General features: G+C 36.6%; 22 protein-coding genes. All 22 read right to left on the bottom strand.

Annotated features, from left to right (window positions below):
• The 22 genes from mutL to rlmN all read right to left on the bottom strand — a co-directional run bounded on the left by mutL (position 1) and on the right by rlmN (position 24,077).
• On the bottom strand, positions 1-2,046 hold the full coding sequence (gene mutL, locus HMPREF0873_RS01345) for a DNA mismatch repair endonuclease MutL (RefSeq protein ID WP_008713861.1): 2,046 nt from the start codon (positions 2,044-2,046) through the stop codon (positions 1-3).
• Positions 2,046-4,679, bottom strand: coding sequence for a DNA mismatch repair protein MutS (gene mutS / locus HMPREF0873_RS01340; protein ID WP_008713859.1), 2,634 nt, complete (start codon positions 4,677-4,679; stop codon positions 2,046-2,048). Before mutS ends, mutL begins: the two co-directional genes overlap by 1 nt.
• 26 nt (positions 4,680-4,705) lie before the next feature.
• Complete coding sequence (locus tag HMPREF0873_RS01335) at positions 4,706-5,506, bottom strand: class I SAM-dependent methyltransferase (protein WP_004697379.1); 801 nt, start codon at positions 5,504-5,506, stop codon at positions 4,706-4,708.
• Between the two features lie 228 nt (positions 5,507-5,734).
• A complete protein-coding gene (gene miaB / locus HMPREF0873_RS01330) occupies positions 5,735-7,048 on the bottom strand; it encodes a tRNA (N6-isopentenyl adenosine(37)-C2)-methylthiotransferase MiaB (RefSeq protein ID WP_004697437.1) in 1,314 nt (437 codons plus the stop codon).
• An 8-nt stretch (positions 7,049-7,056) separates the two neighbouring features.
• Complete coding sequence (locus HMPREF0873_RS01325) at positions 7,057-7,932, bottom strand: Asp23/Gls24 family envelope stress response protein (protein ID WP_008713857.1); 876 nt, start codon at positions 7,930-7,932, stop codon at positions 7,057-7,059.
• A gap of 15 nt (positions 7,933-7,947) precedes the next feature.
• Positions 7,948-8,775 (bottom strand): PHP domain-containing protein, encoded by an 828-nt coding sequence (locus HMPREF0873_RS01320; RefSeq protein WP_004695708.1) that lies wholly within the window; start codon positions 8,773-8,775, stop codon positions 7,948-7,950.
• Positions 8,776-8,891: 116 nt separating this feature from the next.
• Entirely contained in the window at positions 8,892-10,610 is a 1,719-nt protein-coding gene (locus HMPREF0873_RS01315; RefSeq protein ID WP_008600855.1) for a proline--tRNA ligase, read from the bottom strand.
• Positions 10,604-11,689: a flavodoxin-dependent (E)-4-hydroxy-3-methylbut-2-enyl-diphosphate synthase gene (gene ispG / locus HMPREF0873_RS01310; RefSeq protein WP_004695704.1), complete on the bottom strand. Its 1,086-nt coding sequence runs from the start codon at positions 11,687-11,689 to the stop codon at positions 10,604-10,606. Before ispG ends, HMPREF0873_RS01315 begins: the two co-directional genes overlap by 7 nt.
• Before the next feature lie 18 nt (positions 11,690-11,707).
• Positions 11,708-12,724, bottom strand: coding sequence for an RIP metalloprotease RseP (rseP, locus tag HMPREF0873_RS01305; RefSeq protein ID WP_008713854.1), 1,017 nt, complete (start codon positions 12,722-12,724; stop codon positions 11,708-11,710).
• Between the two features lie 8 nt (positions 12,725-12,732).
• Complete coding sequence (locus HMPREF0873_RS01300) at positions 12,733-13,878, bottom strand: 1-deoxy-D-xylulose-5-phosphate reductoisomerase (protein ID WP_008713852.1); 1,146 nt, start codon at positions 13,876-13,878, stop codon at positions 12,733-12,735.
• An 18-nt stretch (positions 13,879-13,896) separates the two neighbouring features.
• A complete protein-coding gene (locus HMPREF0873_RS01295) occupies positions 13,897-14,721 on the bottom strand; it encodes a phosphatidate cytidylyltransferase (protein ID WP_008713850.1) in 825 nt (274 codons plus the stop codon).
• 3 nt (positions 14,722-14,724) lie between these two features.
• Positions 14,725-15,489 (bottom strand): isoprenyl transferase, encoded by a 765-nt coding sequence (locus HMPREF0873_RS01290; RefSeq protein WP_008713849.1) that lies wholly within the window; start codon positions 15,487-15,489, stop codon positions 14,725-14,727.
• Positions 15,470-15,721 (bottom strand): hypothetical protein, encoded by a 252-nt coding sequence (locus tag HMPREF0873_RS01285; protein ID WP_004697100.1) that lies wholly within the window; start codon positions 15,719-15,721, stop codon positions 15,470-15,472. Before HMPREF0873_RS01285 ends, HMPREF0873_RS01290 begins: the two co-directional genes overlap by 20 nt.
• Positions 15,721-16,281 (bottom strand): ribosome recycling factor, encoded by a 561-nt coding sequence (gene frr / locus HMPREF0873_RS01280; protein ID WP_008713847.1) that lies wholly within the window; start codon positions 16,279-16,281, stop codon positions 15,721-15,723. Before frr ends, HMPREF0873_RS01285 begins: the two co-directional genes overlap by 1 nt.
• Before the next feature lie 5 nt (positions 16,282-16,286).
• Positions 16,287-17,012 carry a UMP kinase gene (gene pyrH, locus HMPREF0873_RS01275; RefSeq protein ID WP_008713845.1) on the bottom strand — a complete coding sequence of 242 codons (726 nt, stop codon included), beginning with the start codon at positions 17,010-17,012 and terminating at the stop codon, positions 16,287-16,289.
• 62 nt (positions 17,013-17,074) lie between these two features.
• Complete coding sequence (gene tsf / locus HMPREF0873_RS01270) at positions 17,075-17,755, bottom strand: translation elongation factor Ts (protein WP_004695689.1); 681 nt, start codon at positions 17,753-17,755, stop codon at positions 17,075-17,077.
• Positions 17,756-17,853: 98 nt separating this feature from the next.
• Entirely contained in the window at positions 17,854-18,606 is a 753-nt protein-coding gene (rpsB, locus tag HMPREF0873_RS01265; protein WP_004695687.1) for a 30S ribosomal protein S2, read from the bottom strand.
• Positions 18,607-18,859: 253 nt separating this feature from the next.
• Entirely contained in the window at positions 18,860-19,510 is a 651-nt protein-coding gene (rpe, locus tag HMPREF0873_RS01260) for a ribulose-phosphate 3-epimerase (RefSeq protein ID WP_008713843.1), read from the bottom strand.
• 1 nt (position 19,511) lies between these two features.
• Positions 19,512-20,375: a ribosome small subunit-dependent GTPase A gene (rsgA, locus tag HMPREF0873_RS01255; RefSeq protein WP_004696976.1), complete on the bottom strand. Its 864-nt coding sequence runs from the start codon at positions 20,373-20,375 to the stop codon at positions 19,512-19,514.
• A gap of 8 nt (positions 20,376-20,383) precedes the next feature.
• Positions 20,384-22,309 carry a Stk1 family PASTA domain-containing Ser/Thr kinase gene (gene pknB / locus HMPREF0873_RS01250; RefSeq protein ID WP_008600842.1) on the bottom strand — a complete coding sequence of 642 codons (1,926 nt, stop codon included), beginning with the start codon at positions 22,307-22,309 and terminating at the stop codon, positions 20,384-20,386.
• A gap of 27 nt (positions 22,310-22,336) precedes the next feature.
• The gene (locus tag HMPREF0873_RS01245) at positions 22,337-23,038 is read right to left on the bottom strand and encodes a Stp1/IreP family PP2C-type Ser/Thr phosphatase (protein WP_004697417.1); all 702 of its coding nucleotides are present in this window, start codon (positions 23,036-23,038) and stop codon (positions 22,337-22,339) included.
• A complete protein-coding gene (rlmN, locus tag HMPREF0873_RS01240; protein WP_004695677.1) occupies positions 23,031-24,077 on the bottom strand; it encodes a 23S rRNA (adenine(2503)-C(2))-methyltransferase RlmN in 1,047 nt (348 codons plus the stop codon). Before rlmN ends, HMPREF0873_RS01245 begins: the two co-directional genes overlap by 8 nt.
• Positions 24,078-24,092: the final 15 nt, after the last annotated feature.

Here is a 24,092-nt window from a genome sequence, read left to right as displayed (position 1 = left end):
TTAAGACCGTAAGAATAATTTACCTAATTCATCAGGTGTAAATTTGATAATCGTAGGACGACCATGAGGACATACATATGGTTTTTCGGTACTAAATAAGTCCTCAATTAAGGTAGTCATTTGATACATATTTAAATTATGACCTGCCTTGATGGCCCCTCTACAAGATGCATAAGCTAACATTTCATGTCGTAATTGGGCCTTAGTAGGCTGTTGATGATCATGTAAGTAAGAGAATATATATTGCAGAATTTCAAATGCTTTTGACTCTACTAAATCTACTGGAGCCCCTACTAATTTTATCTTAGTAGGACCACCTAACTCTACATCAAATCCAAGATCAAGTAATGTTTCTCGTTCTTCCTCTACTAAATTCATTTCATCATCTGTGGCCTCACTATACTGAGGAACCAAAATAGATTGCATAGGAATCGATTCAGAAGACTTACACAACTTATCATAACGCACACGCTCATGTGCAGCATGTTGATCTATGATATATAGATCATCACCTTTTTTAGCTAATATATAACAAGATGCAACTTGACCCATTGGTAAAAAGCCCGAGTTTTGAATTGTACGATCTTCTATCTCTTCGTTACGAATATCGTGAGACAAGGATTTAAACTTCTCTACATCTTCCGAAGTATAACTAGTGTAAGCAGTAGGAACAGCTTCAAAACTTTTATCTACAAAAGAGGATTGTTCATAAGTAGCCTTAGGTGCAGGTGGTGTATACCCCTTTGTTTTAAGGTTTTCCACAAACTGCGAAGTTTCACCGCGCATGACTTCATAGCCTTTTGTACGGCGTCCACCAAAAACCTTATCATAATCTATAGCTGTTGCTATATGTTCAGCAGACTGCATTGAATCGTGTACAACAGTAGGTACTTGATAAGAATCATAAGTAGTATTACCAGCTAAGGATGTACTATTAGAACTAAACTTCTTAATATCACTATTACTATTACTAGCAATATCATTACCATATTTATCGGATATGTTAGCAACTGTACCAGTCATATAAGATGATGACTCTCGTTCGTATCTCTCATGGAGTGGATTATTTAAAGCATTTAAGATACCGTGATATACGGCTTTAAATATAATCTTATCATCTGAGAATTTAACTTCACTCTTGCGAGGATGTACGTTTATATCAACCATTCTCGCAGGCACAGTAATATTTAGTACCACTAAAGGATGACCATTTTTCGGCAATAGTGCATGGTATGCATTATCGATAGCCTTCATTATGGTTTTATCAGAAATCACGCGATTATTGACGATAATGGTCTGCCATATCCTTGTACTTTTAAGAAGTGTGGGCTTACTCACTACGCCATCGATATAGATAGAATCACTTTCATAAGCAACAGTAAAAATATCATCTTTGGTTTTATATCCATATAGCGTAGCTACAGTATCACTAATATCGCCATTTCCTGGTGTGATAATAGCTACCCGATCATCTATGATAAGCTTAAAAGAAATATGTGGATTACTTAGAGCTAATTTCCCTACAATATCTTGAATTTTAGAGGCTTCTGTACGCTCCGTTTTTAAGAATTTACGACGAGCCGGCGTATTATAAAATAAATCTTTAATTTCGATAGTTGTACCAGGTGCCGCACCATAAGGAATGCAATCGGTAAAAGTGCCGCCATCAACAGTAATACGAGTCCCCAAATCAGAGTCTGCTTTACGAGTAGTCAAAGAGAAATGAGATACAGAGGCAATACTAGCCAAAGCCTCCCCACGGAAGCCTAGGGACGCAATATCAAAGAGGTCCTCTACTTGTTGAATTTTAGAGGTTGCATGACGTAGAATCGCCAAACGAGCATCTTCCTCCGTCATACCGATACCATTATCAGTAATCCGCATATAGGCCACACCGCCTTCACCAATTTCAACCTCAATATTAGTGGCAGACGCATCAATAGAGTTTTCAATGAGCTCTTTAATAACTGATGCGGGACGTTCAACGACTTCACCGGCAGCTATCTTATTGATTGTCGTTTCATCCAATACGTGAATGGTTGCCATTATTTCCCGCCTCCTTTACGAGCCTCCTCTTGTAGTTCATATAATTTATTTAATGCTTCAATTGGAGTCATGCTCATTACATCGACTTCCAGTAAGCTATCTACTACGGAATGGCTAAATAAATTGCCTAGTGGAGAATCACTAACTTGCTTAACCGCTGGTTTTGCCACATTAGTAAGTTGAGCACCCATAACTCGATTATTTAAGTCACTTGCATCATGACTTTGATCTTCCAAGGATTCTAAAATCACTTCAGCTCGTTTTAATACAGAGTTAGGTAGGCCCGCCAGTCTGGCAACATGGATACCATAACTGCGATCTGCACCACCTTTAATGATACGACGCAAGAAAGCAACATCTTTCCCTTTTTCTTTAACTGCAACGGTATAATTTTTTAATTTACTATAGCTTTCTTCTAAGCAAATCAATTCATGGTAGTGCGTTGCAAATAAAGTCTTGCTATGAATATGCTTACAAATATGTTCCACTACGGCTTGTGCGATACTCAAACCATCAAAGGTACTCGTACCCCGACCAATTTCATCGAGAATAATTAAACTATTATGGGTAGCATTTTCTAAAATATACGCTACCTCTTTCATTTCTACCATGAACGTGCTTTGACCAGTAGAAATATCGTCGCTAGCACCGACACGTGTAAAAATACGATCCACAGGTGAGATAGATGCCTCACGAGCAGGGATAAAGGAACCAATCTGTGCCATAATCATTAAGATAGCCGCTTGACGCATGTAAGTAGATTTACCTGCCATATTAGGGCCTGTAATGAGTAAGAATTCCTCATCATCATGATTTAGAACGATATCATTTGGTACAAATACCTCTCGTTTTAAAAACTTTTCAATAACTGGATGACGACCATCACGAATATTGATTTGACCATTCATCACAATAGTTGGACAAATATAGTTTTCTTCGTATCCAACTAATGCTAATGAGCATAATACATCAAGGTCTGCAAGAGCACGAGCCGTTTCTTGCACATCTTTGATAACGAGTTTAATATCATTACGCAATTGTTGATATAGTTCGTGCTCTAAAGCGATGATTTTATCTTTTGCGCTGAGAATTTTAATTTCAAACTCTTTTAACTCAGGCGTAATATAGCGTTCAGCATTGGCCAGGGTTTGTTTTCGTATGAAATAGTCTGGTACTTGTTCTGATTTACTATGGGATACCTCGAAATAGTAGCCAAACACTTTATTATAACCAGTCTTAATTTTTGAAAGCCCTGTAGCTTCTTTAATATCCGCTTCCATCTTAGCAAGCCATTGCTCGCTATTAGTCGCTAAAGAACGTAGCTCATCTAAATCAGCATTAAATCCATCTTTAATAACACGACCGTCTTTTAATGTCAACGCTGGTTGCTCTGTAATAGCTCGACATAATAAGTCATAAATATCTTTATGATCTTGCATGCGCTCATTAATAGATGTTAAAGCTAGACTTGAACATGTACCTAATACATTCTTAATATCAGGTAGAACTGCTAATGACTCACGAAGAGCCGTTAAATCTCTGGGAGACACAGATCCGGTTTCAACACGACCAACGATGCGTTCAAAATCGTAAATACAATCTAAAAAGTTACGAATATGAGAACGTTCAGCACCGCGTGTAATAAGTTCTGAAACGGCTGCTTGACGACGTTGTATTTGATTTATATCAGTTAATGGACTTTCAAGCCATTGTTTTAAAAGGCGTGCCCCCATTGGTGTCAACGTACGATCTAGTACATCCAGTAAAGTACCTTTTTGTCCACCATCGCGTAAATTATGAGTAATTTCAAGGTGCCGCAAAGAAGATGTATCAAGAATAAGGCGATTACCTACACTTAATTGATGTACATAGTTGATATGAGAAATTTCAGATTTAATGATATCCTCTAAATATAAAAGCATATAACCTAATGCTTCCCATACATCCTCTTCCATAAGGCCTAAATCACCGAAATGAGTTACAGCTTTTTCAGCTACTTCACGTTGTGTATAGTATGTAGAAAAAGGAGAAAATACGACATTACTAAATTGATTTTCAATAAAATCCTGAATATCTTGCGGTAATATCGTTCCTTCAGGCAATATGATTTCACTTGGTCTATACATGCTGAGTGCATCGTACATATCACTGCGTTTTTCACAATCAGTAATGCGGTGCCAAATAACTTCCCCTGTAGATACATCAGAAAACACAAGAATCCACGTATCTTTTACCATATAAAATAATGATAAAAAGTTATTTGACCGTGCATCGTTACCATTTTCTGTCATCACTGTACCAGGAGTAACAACTTTAATGACATCGCGCTTAACAATGCCTTTAACTGCTTTAGGATCTTCTAGTTGTTCACAGATAGCAACTTTATATCCTTTTTTTACAAGCGTTTCTATGTAGCTTTCAGCCGCATGAAAAGGAACGCCACACATCGGTGTGCGTTCCTCATCTCCTGTAGGACGACCTGTTAAGGTAATATTAAGTTCACGTGATGCGACTAAAGCATCCTCATTAAATAATTCATAAAAATCACCTAATCGAAAGAACAATAATTCTTCAGAGTATCTAGATTTAATATCTAAATACTGCTCCATCATAGGTGTTTGCTTTTTACTCATATTCACCTCATATATTATGAGTCATATCACAGATTCCGCTTATATTCGTATATTCCCATACGATTATTAAACAAATATATAAACGGGTATAATAATTTATAAACAATAGGTGCTAAGGACAACATACTTCCTGTAAAATTAATCAATCCAGTCTGTTTAAGCTTAGGATTCATAACTACAATTTCATGACCGTCCTTAGTTCCCCACTGAAAAGAAACATTCATTTTACTAAGCATATCATGTTGTTTAGTGCGTTTCGCCACATATGGAGAAATCATATCAAGATATAACGTAAACTCTTCAAAAGAATCAGTCAGCAAGCCTAAAAACTGCTTCATTTCATCCAATGTAAGATACATAACTACACCTTCACTAACAAGCAGTAGTTTTCGTCCATTTATCTCAATATTTTTAGTCCACAATTCATCAGTTATAGAACTCACTAAATTATGGACTCGTTCATGAGGCTCAAAAAATTGTGTACGTGCTTCAATCACTCCGGCAAAATCGATATTATACCAATCAATATAACCGTTGTCGACTCGATAAAACATAGTATCTAAACCGGCACCTAATGATACGACGATACAATCTGGATATAGAGATATAAAGTTTCGTATCTCTTCATCGATTACTTTTGCTCGTCCTAAAATTCCATAATAAGACATCTTAACATCTTTAAATTGATCAAAATCATAATCAATATGCTTTAAAATATCCCAGGATTTCTGATCCTTTAATACAGATTGATCTGACTCATAATCTTTCGCTCTTGCATATAGTGTCAATAATGCCGTTTCGCCTACAGCGTTTAAATCAAGTTTCATAGTTACACCTTCTTTGTAAAAATACAAAATGTAAATGGTGTTCATACCTATGAATGTCTTCAATATACAACTTTTATATTATTTTATTATTATAACACATATGATTTCTAATCAGCATCTATGGTAAAAAAGAACATCGCCACCACATGTTTAGCAAACTAATTTTAGATAAAAATTCTAACCTTAGAGTTAACATAATAGTGACGAGTTCTTTTTGATTCTAATAGTTTATTTTACAATACTACCATAACAAACCCATGTTTGAGCTTTATCGATATGAGCTGGTACAGTTTGACCAATTGATAGGGAGTCATCCTTAGGGAATAAAACCATTTTATTACCAGATGTACGACCGAACCACATGTCTTCATCACGAGGACTTGGTCCCTCTACAATAATATCAAATACTTGTCCTTCCATAGGTTTATTTAATTCATAAGAGATTTCATTTTGTACATCCATCAATGTTTGTAAGCGAACGCGCTTAATCTCTTCTGGAATTTGATCATCCATAGTTGCTGCTGGCGTTCCAGATCGCTTAGAGTAGATAAACGTATACGCCATGTCATAGCGCACATCTTTTAATAATTGTAATGTAGCTTGAAAATCTTCCTCAGTTTCTCCTGGGAAACCTACAATAATATCCGTAGTCACCACCACATCTTTTATTTTTTCACGGCAATAAGAAAGTAATTCTTTATAATGCTCTACCGTGTAATGACGATTCATTTTCTTTAAAATACGATTGGAACCAGATTGAATAGGTAAATGTAAATGCGTCACAATATTGGATGACCTACCAAGAGCATCAATCATAGACTTACTCATATCTTGAGGATGACTTGTCATATAGCGAATACGTTCTATACCAGGAATACCATCAAGAGCATCAATTAATGTACCAAAATCTGTACCATCTTTAAAATCTAGGCCATAAGAGTTTACATTTTGCCCCAATAAAGTGATCTCTTTAAATCCTTTAACCCCTAGGTCTGTAACCTCTTTAACAATGGCCTCTACAGGACGGCTAATCTCTCTACCACGTACATGGGGAACAATACAATAGGTGCAAAATTTATTACAGCCATTCATAATAGGTACCCATGCATAAAAAGAGCCATTTGGTTTTGCCTCTAATTCAGGCAATACAGAGTTATCCATATCTACGCTGATTTGATGCGTATGTCCATGTTGTACTTCTTCAATCATCTCGTTAATATGTTGAATATTATGAGTACCCAATACAATATCAATATGAGGAGCTCGTTTAAACATTTCTGCTTGATTTTTTTGAGCCATACATCCTGTGACGGCGATAATCAAGTTTTTATTATTACGTTTTAGTCTTTTTAGCTCACCTATACGCCCATAAACTTTAGTTTCTGCATTTTCACGCACTGCACAAGTATTTAGCAGAATTAAATCTGCAGTTTCAACATTCTCTGTTGGTATATACCCAACAGATTCCAGCTGATGCGATAATCGCTCAGAGTCGGCGGTATTCATTTGACAACCATAGGTGTAAATATAATAAGACTTCATTCTAACTCCTACACTTTAACAATCTTACGTTTTGTTTCAATAATATTCTTAACTTTAATGGACATGCGTTCAATAGACATGCCGGTAATATATTCAATTTCATTGCGAACAGATTTTTGTACCTGTTGCATCAACGGTTTAACAGGATATCCATGTTCAATAACTACAGCCATATCAACAACAAGACCGTTTTGACCTTTGTCGCTTTTTTTAAAAGAAATTATACTGGTCTCATCGACACCAGCTACTTTTTTTAACCCATTTCTAATCAATTTAATAATTACTTCATCGTCAAAAGTGAGTCGACCATAGTAGCTAAAAGCAGGCCGTACAACAGAACGTTCAAATCCTTCAGAACCAATTTGACCTAAGGTATCTTGATCTTGTTTTTTCAAAGTCCTGCGGCGCCACATGGTTTTGATTGGATCAATCAAATACCCCCTAAAGTGTGGCTTTAATTCCATAGTCGGCACAGGAATTATATGTTTACCCTCTTTAAGACGTGCATGTTGTGCCTTTTCAATTTCCTTAGGTGTTGCAACATCTTCTATACGAATATATCGATCAGGTTCTTGTAAGCCTAAAGCTTTAGTAATCTTCTTAACCATATTATCAGAAGTGCCGATAATCATAAGCTTATTAGGTTTAATCTTATCTAATTGTTCTTGTACGGATTTAACTTGTACTTCGTCTTGAAAAATAGCACGACGAACAGCTTTTAAACGACTAGACTCTTTTTTTGCAGAAAAGCCAGCTACAATTTTATTATCATGAATCAAAATACCATCATCGATGATACATTCAATTTTATTTTCATGAGCAACTACGAGGGCACGATGACTTTTACCTGTGCCACTACTACCTACAAAAGCAACGACTTCCATAGCCTACCTCGTCATTTATAACAAACTAATAAATTCTGATACATCCTTACCAGATACTAAGTAATCACCAAATCTATCAGGTTTCTTGCCTACAATACCATGGTAATCAGAACCACCAGTAATAAATAGCTTATGCTTTTTAGCGAATTCTTTATATCGCTCCACATCATCATCATTATGCTTTGAGTGATATACCTCCATACCATCAAAATCATAATTTAACATTTCCAACACATATTCATCACTAGTAACCAATTTAGGATGAGCCATAACAGCAAGTCCTCCAGCTTTATGTATAATATCAATAATATAAGGAACCTCTACTTTTACCTTAGGAACATAGCAAGGACTATCTTTTCGAAGAATACCTTTAAATACATCATTAATATCCTTGGCATAACCACCATCAATTAAAAGTTTACCAATATGTGGGCGACCATAAGCTTTAGTATCAGGAAATTGTTTAATGAGCTCTTCTTTTGTAATATAATATCCTTCATTATTACAACGACGGATAATTTCATCGATACGTTCTTCACGTTTTCCTTTAAAAAACGTAATAAAATCGATTAAATCTTTATTATTTTCATCAAAACAATATCCTAAAATATGAATTGACTTATCTTTATAATCAGCACTAAATTCACAGCCATTTACGATTTTAATAGATTCATTAGGATCTAACTTCTTTTGAGCAGCACGCAATGCTTGAATGCCGTCTATTTCATCATGATCGGTTAAAGCCATCATAGATACATTACAGTCTATGGCATGTTGCAATAGATCTTTAGGTGTTTCAACACCATCTGAAAAGATGGAATGCATATGAAAATCTACAAGCATATAGCACCTCCATTCCAAATATTCTATCATTTAATTATGACTTATTTAATCTATTAATTCAAGTTTAGAAAGAAAAATTGCGACCCTAATGAACATTCACTAGAATCGCAATTCTATTATAAGTTTTGAAGCAATTCTGTTACTTTATCAGATACAGAATCAATAGCACATGGAAGAGCTTCTCCAGACTTACGGATTTGAATTTCTACTTCGTTATTCTCAAGAGTATTTTTACTTACTGTAATGCGAAGTGGATAACCAATCAAATCAGCATCTTTGAACTTAACACCTGCACGATCTTTACGATCATCTAACAATACATCTACACCAGCATTTTGTAATGCAGTATAAATAGTTTGACTAGTAGACATTAATGCTTCGTCTTTTGCATTAATTGGAACAATAACTGCTTCAAATGGAGCGATAGAACGTGGCCAAATAATACCATTTTCATCGTGATATTGCTCAATAGCAGCAGCTAGTGTACGAGATACACCGATACCATAGCAACCCATAATCATTGGATTAGGACGACCATTTTGATCTAAGAATGTAGCTTGTAATGCTTCAGAATACTTTGTACCCAATTTAAATACTTGACCCACTTCGATGCCTTTAGCATGTTCTAAAGCACCCCCACATTTAGGACACACATCGTCCTTCGTGATTAAACGAATTGGAGCAACAATAATATCTTCTACATTAAAGTCCCGTTTTGGATTGATATTAACGTAGTGAGCATCTTTTTTATTAGCGCCACCACAAACATTGTAAGTTTCCATAACAGATTCATCAACAACAATAGCAAATTCTTCTGTTTGTTTTAAACCAATAGGACTGATAAAACCAGCTATTAAACCTACTTTTTCCAATTCTTCAGGGGTGGCCATCTCAGGCTCTACAGCACCAAGAACGGCATGTTGTACAGCGACTTCATTTACTTCATGGTCACCACGAACAATGGCTAATACCACTTTACCATCAATAGAAAATACTACCGCTTTGATAGTTTTATGTAATGGTAAATTTAACATGTCTGCCACAGCTTCAATAGAACTTGCATTTGGTGTATCCACAACAGATAACTCATGAAGAACTTCTTCGTCTTGCTTCATGATACCAGGCTTGCCGATTTCAATGTTAGCTGCATAATCACACTTAGTACAATATACGATATCAGCTTCACCAGCTTCGGCAATGGCCATGAACTCATGCGTACCACTACCACCGATTGCACCACTATCAGCCTCTACTGGGCGGAATGTAAGACCACAACGTGTAAAAATACGTGTATATGCATCGTACATAGATTTATAGGATTCATCTAAACCCGCTTCATCTACATCAAAAGAATAAGCATCTTTCATAATGAATTCACGGCTACGCATCAAGCCATAACGTGGACGACGCTCATCACGGAATTTACTTTGAATTTGATATAAGTTGACTGGTAATTGACGATATGAGTTAATCTCATTTTTAACGAGGGTTGTAATCATCTCTTCATGTGTTGGTCCTAGACAAAACTCATTATCATGACGATCATTGATACGCATCATTTCTGCGCCATATGCGTTCCAACGGCCAGACTCTTTCCAAATTTCTGCAGGCTGTAAAATTGGCATCATAATTTCTTGAGCACTAGCACGATCCATTTCTTCACGTACAATAGCTTCAATCTTTTTAATACTTCTCCAACCTAATGGTAAAAAACTATATAAACCATTTGCAGTTTTACGCATAAAACCAGCGCGAAGCATAAGCTGTTGGCTTACTACATCAGCGTCAGATGGAACCTCACGCAATGTAGGTGCATATAATTTAGTGGCTAACATAAAGACTCCTCATCTAAATTTTCTAAATATTGGTCAATTTCTCTAAACAATGTATCTACTAATTCGGCTTCTGGTACAGTCTTAATAACTTTCCCTTTACGGAAAATAATACCTTGACCATCACCACCAGCAATACCAAAGTCGGCCTCACGCGCTTCCCCTGGACCATTTACAACACACCCCATAACGGCAACCTTAATAGGCGCTTTTATGGATGCTAGACGTTCTTCTACAATACCAGCCATATCAAATAAATTTACTTGGCAACGACCACATGTAGGACAAGATATCATAGTGGCCCCAAAATTTCTTAATCCTAAGCTACTTAAAATACTTCTACCTACTTCAATTTCGTGAATTGGATCTCCAGTTAAGGATACCCGTAATGTATCACCAATGCCATCGAGCAATAATGCACCAATCCCCATAGCAGATTTAATAGTGCCTTGTTTAATAGTACCAGCTTCTGTTACCCCTAAATGTAACGGATAAGGAATCTTATCAGATAACTTACGATATGCTTCCACCATTAGAGGTACTTCCGTGGCTTTAATGGATAATTTCATTTGACGATAATCGAGTTTTTCTAAAATTCTTACGTGTTCTAAAGCTGTTTCAACCATACCATCCGCTGTAGGATGTCCTCCATGAGCATCGAGAATATGCTTTGGTAAAGAGCCTGCATTAACACCAATGCGAATTGGGATTTGTTTAGGTTTTGCCTTTTCAATAACGGCTAAAACCTTATCTTCACCACCAATATTTCCTGGATTAATGCGCAATCCATCAACATTATTTTCAATAGCTTCTAAAGCTAATCTATAATCAAAGTGAATATCGGCGATCAAAGGAATTGAAATGCCCGCTCTAACAGCCTTTAAAGCCTTTGCAGATGCCATTGTAGGAACGGCGACACGAACCAGTTCACAACCAGCCTCTGCTAAATGATTAATTTCTGCAATTGCCTTCTCTGTATGTACTGGATCCGTAGTAATCATAGATTGAATACTTACCGGTGCATAATCGCCGATTTTAACTGTACCTACATAGATACCATTTGTTGGTTTACGTACAATCATTGTAATCTCCCATCTGTCTTATAGTAAACGGAAAATATCCTGCGTTGTTACATATAAGAATAATGCTACCATTAAGGCAACCCCAACCATTTGTATATACATAAGAGCTTTAGCAGGTAATCTACGGCCTGTTATAGCTTCCGCCAAGATAATAATCAAGTGACCACCATCTAAAACAGGTAATGGTAAAAGATTAATAACCCCTAAGTTAATACTAAGGAATGCAGCAAAACTTAATAGTGGTGCAAATCCTGATTGTGCAATAGTACCTGCCATTTGGGAAATTCCTACTGGACCAGATAATTCGGCTACTTGTGTGCCACGAATCATATCATAAATCCCACTGACCATAGCAACAATAGTTTGCCCCGTCCGACTAACAGCAAGGCTCAAAGATTCACCAATACTATAAGTTTCACGAGTAAAGCTAGGGTAGATGCCAATCTTAGGACTATCTTGTTCCATTTTAGGTATTACCGTAGTCTCTATAGTTTTTCCTTCACGCTCTACAACAACAGTTACACCATGGTTTGCTGTGCCTTGTAAACTAGGACGAATATCATCCCAAGTACTAATTTTTTTACCATCAATCGTAATAATTCTATCGTTAGCTTCTAAATGAGCCTGCTCTGCAGAACTACCCGCAATAATGTTACCAATTACAGGTTCATTTGTATATGTAAGATTTCCTACAGTCACATTTAGGCCAAAGAAAAGTACAATGGCTAATATAAAGTTAAATACAGCCCCTGCAGAAATAACAATAAATTTTTTCCACGCAGGTTTATTATAAAAGGAGCGCTCATTAAGAGGCTCGTCAGGTGTCATACCAGCAATACGATTAAATCCTCCAAGAGGAATTATACGAATAGAATATAAAGTTTCCCCTTTTTGTACTTTAAATATAGCTGGACCAAAACCTATAGCAAATTCATCAACTTGCATACCTGACATCTTAGCTGTAATAAAATGGCCTAATTCATGAATAAACACGATTAAACCAAATACAAATATTGTGGCTAATGCCGTAATCATATATTCTCCTATAACATCAACGATGTTGCCTTTTCACGGGCCCATCTATCGATGGATAATAAATTATCTAATGTAAAATCATCTTCTGGTCCCATAGATTCAAGAACAGAAGTAACGACTTTATAAATATCACCAAAGGCGATTTTATCTTCTAAAAAGGCATATACTGCCGTTTCATTAGCTGCATTAAATACAGCAGGTTTAAATCCACTAGCACGTCCCACCTCATACGCAAGTCGAAGTGCAGGAAAATCGTCATACCGTGGAGGTAAAAACTCCAATTGTAGTGCTTGACTAAAATCAAGATGATTCATACTTAAAACTTCACGTTTGGGATACGTCAAAGCATATTGAATGGGCTCGCGCATATCTGGATTACCCATTTGCGCTAATATCGCACCATCCTTCATACGTATCATAGAATGAACAATACTTTGAGGATGTACTACTACATCAATATGATCAAAATCAAAACCAAATAACCAATGAGCTTCTATTACCTCTAAGCCTTTATTGAATAAAGAGGCAGAGTCTATAGTTATTTTATTACCCATATTCCAGGTAGGATGTCGCAAACAATCTGCAGCAGTTGCAGTTTGAATTTTACTAGAATCCCATGTGCGTAAAGGTCCACCAGAAGCAGTGACAATTAAAGAATCAACATTGTCACGTTTCTGTCCTTCTAAGCACTGAAATATAGCACTATGTTCACTATCGATAGGTAGGATTTGTACGCCATGTTCTTTAGCTAAAGCCGTAATTAATGGACCTCCAGCAACAAGAGTTTCTTTATTAGCAAGACCTATAGTCTTCCCTTGTTTTATAGCTTCCACTGTAGGCTCAATTCCCGCAGCACCTACAATAGCAGTAACAATCATTGTTGCTTCTTGAATTGTAGCTGCTGCAATGAGGGCTTCCTTACCACCTATCAATTTTGTAGGACCTGTATAGCGTGCTTGTAATTCTTTAAAAGCACCTTCATCTACAAGACCAGCCACCAAAGGTTTATATTCTTTAATCTGATGTTCTAAGAGGTCAATATTATGATGTGCCACTAAGGCAACCACCTTGAATTGATCTGGATGTTGAGACACCACATCAAGCGTCTGTGTACCGATTGAGCCAGTACTGCCGATAATACTTAGGTATTTCATAAGTGTACCTCTATAAAATTAGTACGAAAATAGCAATATATATACTAATGTAATGGGAGCCGCAAATAATAAACTATCAAAGCGATCCAATACACCGCCATGACCTGGTAATAATGTACCAGAATCTTTTACATTACATAGTCGTTTAATCTTTGATTCAAACAAATCACCTAATGGTGCTAATATACCGCTAATCATACCTACATGGATTCCCATCCACCAAGGAATGCCAACGATATACGAAAATACTGCACCTGTAAGGATACAGCCGATAAATCCACCAATAAAACCTTCTAGTGTTTTATTAGGACTAATGGATGGTACTATTTTACGTTTACCAAAAGCTCGACCTGAAAAGTATGCAAAGGTATCGCTAGCCCAAGTAGTAAACAATAATAACCAAAGTGTAATAGTGCCCCAGTTATATAGTTCAAAAGGCATTGATAAATCCATGTAAATTGAGTCATGACGAATCAAGAGTAATGAAGTCATACCCATACCAATATATAATAAACCAAATACACTAAAGGATACACTAGACATCGAGTACTTAGTTTCACCAAATGTACACAACATATAATTGGCAAATAAACTTAATACTAAAATAGCTATAGCTATAATATACTGATGACATGCAAGAGCAATCATTAGCAATAAAATGCTAATATATCCCCATATAATGGATATCCGAACACGTTTAGCTTTACCAAGTAATACAAACTCACGCCACCCTAATAAAGCTAAAAGTGTAATTAGCACATCATATACTAATCCACCAAATGTAATGGCCCCTAAGGCAATAATAAAACCAATAACAGCGGTAATAACACGTGTTTTTAACATTTTTTATTCCTCATCACATAAGCCACCAAATCGGCGTTCTCGTTTCTGATATGCCGCCACAGCTTCAAGTAAAGTTTCCTTAGTAAAATCTGGCCAATGCAAATCGGTAAACCAAAATTCAGCATACGCTAGTTGCCATAACAAAAAATTACTAATTCTAAAATCACTACTAGGACGAATTAATAAATCTACATCACTAAACTCTTTAGTGAATAATTGAGAACTTACATATTCTTCAGTAATTTTGTCCATTGTAATAACGCCATCCGCAACGGATTTTACAATGTCGCGGATAGTTCTAACTATTTCATCACGCCCACCATAGTTAATCGCTAACTGTAATGTGAGGCCTGTATTATTCTGAGTTAATAATTCTGCATCTTGAATGATTTTTTGTAGGTTTTCTGAAAGCCCTCCAATAAAACCAATAAATCGAATGCGTACATTATGTTCATGCATATACTTAACATTATTATTTAAGTATTCTTTTATGAGAGACATAAGTAAAGAAACTTCCTGTTCAGGACGTTTCCAGTTCTCCGTGGAGAAACCATATACCGTAAGAGCTCTAATTCCGATCTCATCTGCGGCCATAACAATTTCTTTTAATACATCTGCACCAGCACGATGCCCCATGGAGCGCGGCATGCCTCTGCGTTTAGCCCATCGTCCATTACCATCCATAATAATAGCAACATGTTGTGGAATTATATTACGATCAATGACAGGCGTATCAGAACGTTTACGGTTAAATAATTTCTTTAGCATAGTCTACCTCGATAGAATTTCCGAAGTCGCTGGCAATCATTGGTCTATATAGTAGTATATGTAAACACTCATCAACCTTTGTAATACGTGCCACATAAAATCCTTTATCTGAAATTTCAAAGAAGCGATTAAAGGATCCACCAATCATTACCTTAAAAGGAATATGGGCAGCCTGCAAACGAGACTTTGCAAGCTGCCATGGTATTCCAATAAGGCTATTAGAATCAAACATTATACTTCTAATACGTCCTTTTCTTTTACTACTTTTAACTCATCGATTTGCTTAACTTTAGCATCGGTAAGCTTTTGGATTTGATCTAAACCGTCTTTAGCATCATCTTCAGTAATCGTTTTAGCTTTCTCTTCTTTTTTTAATGCTTCATTTACATCGCGACGAATGTTGCGCACTGCAACTTTTGCATCTTCAGCCTTTTTATGAACTACTTTAACGATTTCTTTACGACGTTCCTCAGTTAATTGAGGAATACTTAAACGAATTTGTGCACCATCATTACCAGGGTTCAAACCTAAATCAGATTGTAAAATTGCTTTTTCAATAGCACCAATCATTGTTTTATCCCAAGGTGCAATCACAATCATGCGAGGTTCAGGCACGGAGATATTCGCAACTTGATTAATGGGTGATGGACTTCCATAGTAATCAACCATTACTTTATCAAGTAGTGCTACACTAGCACGGCCTGTACGAATAGATGCGAATTCATGTTTTAAAGCCTCAATAGACTTATTCATGCGGTCTTCTGCTTGTTGTAACAATTCTTTAATTTCCATATGAATTATTCTCCTCGAACAATGGTCCCTATTTCTTCACCTTTAGCAGCTTTTGTAATATTACCAGGAATATCCATGCTAAATACAATAATAGGAATATTGTTATCTTTACATAAAGTTGTAGATGTAGCATCCATTACTTTTAATTCTTTTGTGATAATCTCGTTATATGTTAATTCATCAAATTTAACAGCATTAGGATTTGTCTTAGGGTCAGAATCATATACGCCATCTGCAAATTTCTTTGCCATTAAAATAGCATCGGCTTCAATTTCAGCGGCCCGTAATGCAGCTGTTGTATCTGTAGAGAAGTAAGGTTTACCAAGGCCAGCACCGAAGATAACGATACGTTTTTTTTCTAAATGACGAATAGCGCGACGACGAATATAAGGTTCTGCAATTTCTTGCATTTCAATAGCTGTTTGAACACGTGTATCTACACCAGCTTGCTCTAATGCATCTTGCAATGCTAAGGAGTTCATCACTGTTGCTAGCATCCCCATATAGTCAGCAGTAGCACGATCCATACCTTGATTGCTACCAGCTAAACCTCTCCATAGGTTACCGCCACCAACAACAATCGCGATTTCTAAATCAGTGGATTTTGCTAAAGCAGCAATTTCTTTTGCAAATTCTTCAACAACATCAGGATTAATACCAAAACCTTGTTCACCTGCTAATGCTTCACCACTCAACTTTAAAACAATACGTCGAAACTTTCTTTTTGCCATATTTTTACTCCTCTATTGCAAAATAAGAGAACACTGTACGGTGTTCTCTTATTGTTTATTAATTATTTACCAACAGATGCCATTACTTCTGCTACGAAGTCATCTTGGCGTTTTTCAATGCCTTCACCTAAACCATAGCGAACAAAACGACGTACGTTGATGTTTTCACCGATTTTTGCAATACTTTCATTAATGATGTCTGTAACAGTTTTATCGCCATCTTTAATGAATACTTGTTCTAATAGGCAATTTTCTTTATAGAATTTTTCAATACGACCTGCAACCATTTTTTCTAAAACAGCTTCAGGTTTTGGTTTACGACCAGCTTTAACGTCTTCTTCAGCTTCTACTTTAGCTTGTTCCAATAATACTTGTTTTTCGTGTTCAATTACTTCAGTAGGAACTTCTTCACGGTTCAAGTATGTAGGATTTACAGCTGCAATTTGCATTGCGATGTCGCGTGCTAAATTTTGGAAATCATCAGTTTTTGCAACGAAGTCAGTTTCACAGTTAACTTCCACTAAAACACCGATACGACCACCAGCATGAATGTAGGATTGTACTACACCTTCAGCTGCAATACGACCAGCTTTTTTAGCTGCCGCAGCCAAACCTTTTTCACGAAGAAGGTCAACCGCTTTATCGATATTACCGTCAGTTTCAACCAATGCTTTTTTAGCGTCCATCATACCTGCGCCAGTCATGTCGCGCAATTCTTTTACCAAAGCAGCAGTAATTGCCATTATTTTGTTCCTCCTAGTATTAATTAAGGTAAGGATATAGTCCTTACCCCAATTATATATGTTATAGATTTATCTTTCAAATGCTAATACGACAACGATTAAGCTTTACCGTCTCGAACCATTTCTGCGGAATCAGCTACCATGTTATCTAATGCTTCTTCAAAGGATTCGCCTTGACGACCTTCAAGAACAGCGTCAGCCATTTTACCAGCCAACAATTTAACAGCGCGAATAGCGTCATCATTTGCTGGGATTGGGAAATCAACTTCGTCTGGGTCGCAGTTAGTGTCAACTGTTGCAACTACAGGAATACCCAATTTTTTAGCTTCTGCAATAGCGATTTTTTCTTTTTTAGGATCTACTACGAAAAGAGCACCTGGCATTTTAGGCATATCTTTAATACCGCCAAGGTATTTTTCCAATTTATCCATTTCATGACGAAGACCGATAACTTCTTTTTTAGGCAATACTTCGAAAGTACCGTCTTCTGCCATAGCTTCCAATTGTTTTAAACGTTTAATACGAGTTTCAATTGTTTTGAAATTAGTCAACATACCGCCCAACCAACGTTCGTTAACGAAGAACATGTTAGCACGGATAGCTTCTTCTTTAATAGCTTCTTGAGCTTGTTTTTTAGTACCTACGAACAAGATTACTTCGCCTTGGGAAGCAACTTCACGCAAGAAATTGTAAGCTTCTTCTACTTTTTTAACTGTTTTAGACAAATCAATGATATAAATACCATTGCGTTCAGTGAAGATGAATTTCGCCATTTTAGGGTTCCATCTTCTAGTCTGATGACCAAAGTGTACACCAGCCTCTAATAATTGTTTCATTGATACTACTGCCATTGTGGCACCTCCTGTTAATTAACCTCCGCCGCTTCATCCTTCGGGTCACCCAAAATTAGGCACAGTACCGAAGTCCACTGACGTGCATATTTTTCATACCTAATAATTCTAACAAAAAATCATGGCAAAAGCAAGCAAGGAGTGAGGAATTCTTTAAGTATTCCTCACTCCTTATTTTAAATACATTCTCTTTCTTATTGATGTACGATCTTATGTTCAAATTTGAATTATAGAATATTATGAAAATATTTATTTAATTATTGCGAATGAATTCAATCATACTTGCACGATCTTCAGCACCAAATACTGCAGAACCAGCAACTAAAACTGTAGCCCCCGCTCTTTTAATCGGTACACAAGTAATATCGTTAATACCACCGTCCACCTCAATGACTGCCGTTGAATTGTCTACTTCTTCTAACAATATCTTAGCTTGTTTAACTTTTTTTATGGCATTTTTAATAAAAGATTGTCCTCCAAATCCTGGATTCACAGACATAATTAAAATCATATCTAAATCTGCAGCTACATCTTCTAGTAGAGATACAGGTGTACTAGGATTCAATGCTACACCAGCCTTCATCCCACACTGCTTGATATGTTGAATCAAACGATGCATATGAGGTACAGTTTCTTGATGAAAAGTAAAATATTCTACACCAATTTTTGCAAATTCTTCTACATAATCACCAGGATTAGTAACCATCAAATGCACATCAAATGGTAATTTTGTATATGGACGAATGGCTTTCACAATGGGAGCACCAAAGGTTAGATTAGGAACAAAGTGTCCATCCATGATGTCGATATGTAATAAATCAGCCCCCGCTGCTTCAATAGATTTTAATTCCTCGCTTAACACCGCAAAATTTGCGGAAAGCATAGATGGTGCAATTTTTATCATATTAAAACCTCTTTCGTTGACTTTCTATATCATTACGTATAGACATATAAGCATCATATCGTCCTTGATGAATATGACCAGCTTCTAGAGCAGCTTTAATCCCACAAATGGGTTCATGTTCATGATAGCAAGGATTAAATTTACAAGTATCAACATATTCACCAAATTCTGGGAATAATGTAGGCAATCTTTCAAGGGAAACATCATTAAATTCAATAGCACTAAATCCAGGTGTATCCATGATAAAAGAATCTGCATCTAAACTATATAAAGAAGCGTGACGAGTAGTATGTTTACCACGTTTAATCTTATCACTTACCTCCCCAGTCTGGAAGGCAAATTTGGGGTCTACCGCATTTAAAAGACTACTTTTACCAACACCAGATGGTCCTGCAAAAGCCGTTACCTTATGTTGAAGCACATGACGCAAATCATCAATGCCTGTCATATTATATGTGGATGTCATCAAAACCTCATAGCCGATTGATTTATAAAGATCAACCATAGCTTTCGTCTCTGAATCCATCAAGTCACATTTATTGATACATAGTACGATAGGTATATCCGCATGTTCAATCATAACGAGCATTTTATTGAGTAATAACTCATTAATATCTGGTTCATGGGCAGCCACAACTAATACAACTTGGTCAATATTAGCTACTGCAGGGCGAACCATCGAATTATGACGTTCATGGATGGATTCAACGAACCCATCCTCCGAAATCGTAACGCGGTCCCCTACAAGTAAACTATAGCGTCCTTGCTTAAGTCTGCCACGAACCTTACATTCATGAATGGTACCTGTATCATCTTGTACATAAAAGTACCCATTCATATTTTTGACAACAATGCCTGTAATCATAGTACCTCTTATAATGCAGTTTCTTGCACTAATGCACCATTGAGGTACACCTCAATACGTACATTACCTACACCAGACACTTTTTTAACAACACGATCTCCAGGTTTATTCGTATCATCATAGATTACGGCAGAACCTTCATCATCTTTTACGACAATTTTAAGTTCTTGATTTTTAGAACCAGCTGGTACAGTAACATCTATAGTACCAGTTGTTTTATTACCACTGTTTCCTTCTTTTTTATCGGATTTCTTTTTATCATCTTTGAACTCAGTCGTAAGATTTAATGTGGAACCTTCGTCAATTTCGTCGCCAGCTTTAATGCTTTGCTCTATAACCACAGATTTTTCTTCCACAGATCCAGATACTTGGTTTACACCTAGTTGAATATTACTCAATGTATCACGAGCATCTTTTAATGTCATACCAACAAGATTAGGTACTTTGACTTTCTTAGCCTTCGCTTTATTTACTACGAGATCAATTGTTGTCCCTTTAGACACTTTAGAATCTCCTGAAGGACTCTGAGCAATAATTACACCATCTTTTTTACCATCTACAGATTGTTGTGTTATTTTCCCCACAACTAAACCTAAATCTTTAAGTCGTTGACGGGCTTGATCGACAGTTAAATCAGTTAAATCTGGCACCGTAATATCGCCTACACCTTTAGAAACTACAAGGTGAATTGTCCGTTGCTCTTTAACCTTTTCTCCAGCCCCAGGTGTTTGAGAAATAACTTGACCAGCTGGCACATCAGGATTCGTAACTTCACTTGTAGACACACGCAAATGTTTATCTTCTAAGATATTTTTTGCTACAGAAACTTGTTTGCCTACCACATTAGGTACATCTACTGTTGTATTACTCCAGAAATTTCCGTAGCTTAAGAAAGCACCTAAAAATGCTACTAAAAAAATGACAGCAGCACCTAGAACGATGTATTTTTGTGGAATCGATGCAATTTTACTTAACATACTCTTCTTTTTACCCTCGTCTTTACGTTCTTCTTGAATAGTACTTAGATCTTCAAGTGCTTCAGGATCAACCGCAGGAATCATTTGTGTAGCAAAATCATATGGTTCATGACGTTGTGTTTTCCCCATTGTAAAACCTTGAGATAACCGCAAATCACTGATCATATCAGAGATAGAATCAAAGCGATCTGCAGGATTTTTAGATAATGCCTTCATAACAACAGCTTCTAAAAGCGGAGGGATTGATGGATTATATCGAGTTGGAGGTTCTACCTTCTCACGAACGTGTTTTAATGCTACTGCAATTGGCGTTTCCCCTTCAAATGGTACACGACCTGTAAGCATTTCATACAATACAACACCCAATGAATAGATATCTGTATTGCCGTCTACCGGTTTACCACTAGCTTGCTCTGGTGATAAATAGTGTGCTGAACCCAAAATCGAATTAGTATACATAACTGTGTTAGTTGCATTTATTGCACGAGCAATACCAAAGTCAGTTACTTTAACGCGCCCCGTATTGGTAATAATAACATTATGTGGTTTTATATCACAATGAACAATACCCATTGTATGAGCGTGTTCTAAGCCTTCAGCTATGGCAATAGTAAATTTAACAGCCTCATCTATAGACAATCTTCCATGACGAGTTATATATTTTTTTAAGGTTTCACCATCTACATATTCCATAACAATGTAATGTAAATTTTGGTCAAAACCTACATCATACATATTTACAATATTGGGATGATTTAATTTACCTGCCGCTTGTGCTTCTCGTTTAAATCGAGTCACAAATTCATCATCATTTGCAAAATTAGCATGCAATACTTTTATTGCTACTTGTCTACCTAGTAAGGTATCTTCTCCAAGGTATACATCAGCCATTCCACCAACGCCAATTTTATCAACAATACGGTAGCGGTTATCTAGAAGTATGCCTTTTATATTCATAGTACTCATTATTTCTCCATTTCTAGATTAGATTGTTCCCACCACAATGGTCACATTATCTCCTGCTCCGACTTCATATACAGCTTCCATCAATGATTCAATAACCAACATATCATCATCCGTTGATTGTAATGCAGAGGCAATTACATCATCAGATACATAGCCACTTAATCCATCAGTGCAAAGTAAAATACGATCACCGGGAAGAATAGACTCTACACCACTATCAACCTCTAAGATTTCATCAACACCGACTGCACGGGTTAATAAATTACGTTGAGGGTGATTTAGCATTTCATCCTTTGTAATCTCTCCAGCTGTTAATAATTCTTGTACCATAGAATGATCCGTAGTAATTTGTCGTAAATGACCATCTCTATATACATACAAACGACTATCACCAACACTTGCCCAGTAAAGTTGATTACCATTTATAGCTGTAACTACAGCGGTAGTACCCATACCAGCAAGTCGTTCTTCACAAGCAACGCGATTTACAATACGTTGATTAGCGTGAATGATAGCATCACATAAGTCTTGTTGACCTATCGTTTCAAGGGAGGACAAATATTCTTTTATTTCATCTACAGCATAGGTACTTGCAATTTCACCACCGCTATAACCACCCATGCCATCAGTAACAGCACAAATATGGCCATCAATGAAAAAACGGTCCTCGTTACGCTGGCGTACAAGCCCAATTTTACTTAAACCAACAAAATTATTCATGATTCTCCTTTTTCCGACCATGAGCAGCCTTTAACTGTCCACATGCGGCTTGGATTGCATCGCCCATTTCCTTTCGTACCGTTACTGATACGCCATAGGAACTAACGATGTCTTTAAATGTATTCATATTCGTAATAGATGGTTTATATAATTCAATATGTTCATTGCCATTAACTGGGATCAAGTTAACATGACAATTTGGGAAATCTTTACAGATTTTCCCCAAAGCATGAGCATCATCTATAGATGCATTTACAGAATCTATAAGAATATACTCAAAGGTAACACGACGCTGTGTCGTATTATAATAGTATTTTACCGCATCTAAGACTTCCGTCAATTCATAACGTGCCCCAACGGGCATAATACTACGACGAACTTCATTATTTGTAGCATGTAATGAAAGTGCTAAGGTTATTGGCAAACCTTCATCAGCTAATTTATAAATATTAGGAACCCAACCACAAGTGGAAATCGTCATCTTACGATAACTAATATTACAAATCATAGGATCATGTAGTAGTTGTAATGCTTGTAATACATTATCATAATTTTGTAACGGCTCCCCAGCGCCCATAACGACAACAGAGTGTATTTCCTCTTTAGTAAGAGCCCCAAATATGACAACTTGTCCAATAATCTCAGCGACTGTTAAATCTCTGTATAAGCCACCTTGTGTAGAAGCACAGAATACACATCCCATAGCACACCCCACTTGAGAGGAAACACATACAGAATACCCATAGTGTTGCTCCATCAAAACTGCTTCCACACGACTTTGATCTGACATCTCTACAAGTATTTTGCGAGTCTTTCCATCAGGGGCAATAGACTCTGTAATTAATGTAGGTAAAGAAATAACACAATTATCACCTAGCCATTGACGCAAGTCTTTCGGAAATTGTGTCATGTCTTCAAAATCAAAAATATATCTATGATAGATATAGTCAATTAACTGTTTCGCTCGAAACTTTTGTATATTATGGGTCTTAAAGATAGATTGTAATTCTTCTAAAGACTTACCCAATAATTCTATCATGGTGCTCCATTTCTT

Source organism: Veillonella sp. 3_1_44, from assembly GCF_000163715.1.
In the GTDB taxonomy this organism is placed as follows: domain Bacteria; phylum Bacillota; class Negativicutes; order Veillonellales; family Veillonellaceae; genus Veillonella; species Veillonella parvula_A.
The sequence above is the reverse complement of the archived record's forward strand: the minus strand, read 5'-3'. Positions and strand labels throughout refer to the sequence as shown.

Coding starts and splice junctions, on each gene's coding strand:
- miaB (WP_004697437.1), bottom strand. CDS start 7,048: ATGAAGTCTTATTATATTTACACCTATGGTTGTCAAATGAATACCGCC.
- HMPREF0873_RS01300 (WP_008713852.1), bottom strand. CDS start 13,878: ATGAAATACCTAAGTATTATCGGCAGTACTGGCTCAATCGGTACACAG.
- rsgA (WP_004696976.1), bottom strand. CDS start 20,375: ATGATTACAGGCATTGTTGTCAAAAATATGAATGGGTACTTTTATGTA.
- rpe (WP_008713843.1), bottom strand. CDS start 19,510: ATGATAAAAATTGCACCATCTATGCTTTCCGCAAATTTTGCGGTGTTA.
- mutS (WP_008713859.1), bottom strand. CDS start 4,679: ATGAGTAAAAAGCAAACACCTATGATGGAGCAGTATTTAGATATTAAA.
- pknB (WP_008600842.1), bottom strand. CDS start 22,309: ATGAATATAAAAGGCATACTTCTAGATAACCGCTACCGTATTGTTGAT.
- HMPREF0873_RS01320 (WP_004695708.1), bottom strand. CDS start 8,775: ATGCTTGTAGATTTTCATATGCATTCCATCTTTTCAGATGGTGTTGAA.
- ispG (WP_004695704.1), bottom strand. CDS start 11,689: ATGATTGTACGTAAACCAACAAATGGTATCTATGTAGGTACAGTTAAA.
- rseP (WP_008713854.1), bottom strand. CDS start 12,724: ATGATTACGGCATTAGCCACAATATTTGTATTTGGTTTAATCGTGTTT.
- HMPREF0873_RS01295 (WP_008713850.1), bottom strand. CDS start 14,721: ATGTTAAAAACACGTGTTATTACCGCTGTTATTGGTTTTATTATTGCC.
- rlmN (WP_004695677.1), bottom strand. CDS start 24,077: ATGATAGAATTATTGGGTAAGTCTTTAGAAGAATTACAATCTATCTTT.
- HMPREF0873_RS01285 (WP_004697100.1), bottom strand. CDS start 15,721: ATGTTTGATTCTAATAGCCTTATTGGAATACCATGGCAGCTTGCAAAG.
- HMPREF0873_RS01335 (WP_004697379.1), bottom strand. CDS start 5,506: ATGAAACTTGATTTAAACGCTGTAGGCGAAACGGCATTATTGACACTA.
- HMPREF0873_RS01315 (WP_008600855.1), bottom strand. CDS start 10,610: ATGTTAGCCACTAAATTATATGCACCTACATTGCGTGAGGTTCCATCT.
- HMPREF0873_RS01325 (WP_008713857.1), bottom strand. CDS start 7,932: ATGGAAGTCGTTGCTTTTGTAGGTAGTAGTGGCACAGGTAAAAGTCAT.
- HMPREF0873_RS01245 (WP_004697417.1), bottom strand. CDS start 23,038: ATGAATAATTTTGTTGGTTTAAGTAAAATTGGGCTTGTACGCCAGCGT.
- tsf (WP_004695689.1), bottom strand. CDS start 17,755: ATGGCAATTACTGCTGCTTTGGTAAAAGAATTGCGCGACATGACTGGC.
- mutL (WP_008713861.1), bottom strand. CDS start 2,046: ATGGCAACCATTCACGTATTGGATGAAACGACAATCAATAAGATAGCT.
- HMPREF0873_RS01290 (WP_008713849.1), bottom strand. CDS start 15,489: ATGCTAAAGAAATTATTTAACCGTAAACGTTCTGATACGCCTGTCATT.
- pyrH (WP_008713845.1), bottom strand. CDS start 17,012: ATGGCAAAAAGAAAGTTTCGACGTATTGTTTTAAAGTTGAGTGGTGAA.
- frr (WP_008713847.1), bottom strand. CDS start 16,281: ATGGAAATTAAAGAATTGTTACAACAAGCAGAAGACCGCATGAATAAG.
- rpsB (WP_004695687.1), bottom strand. CDS start 18,606: ATGGCAGTAGTATCAATGAAACAATTATTAGAGGCTGGTGTACACTTT.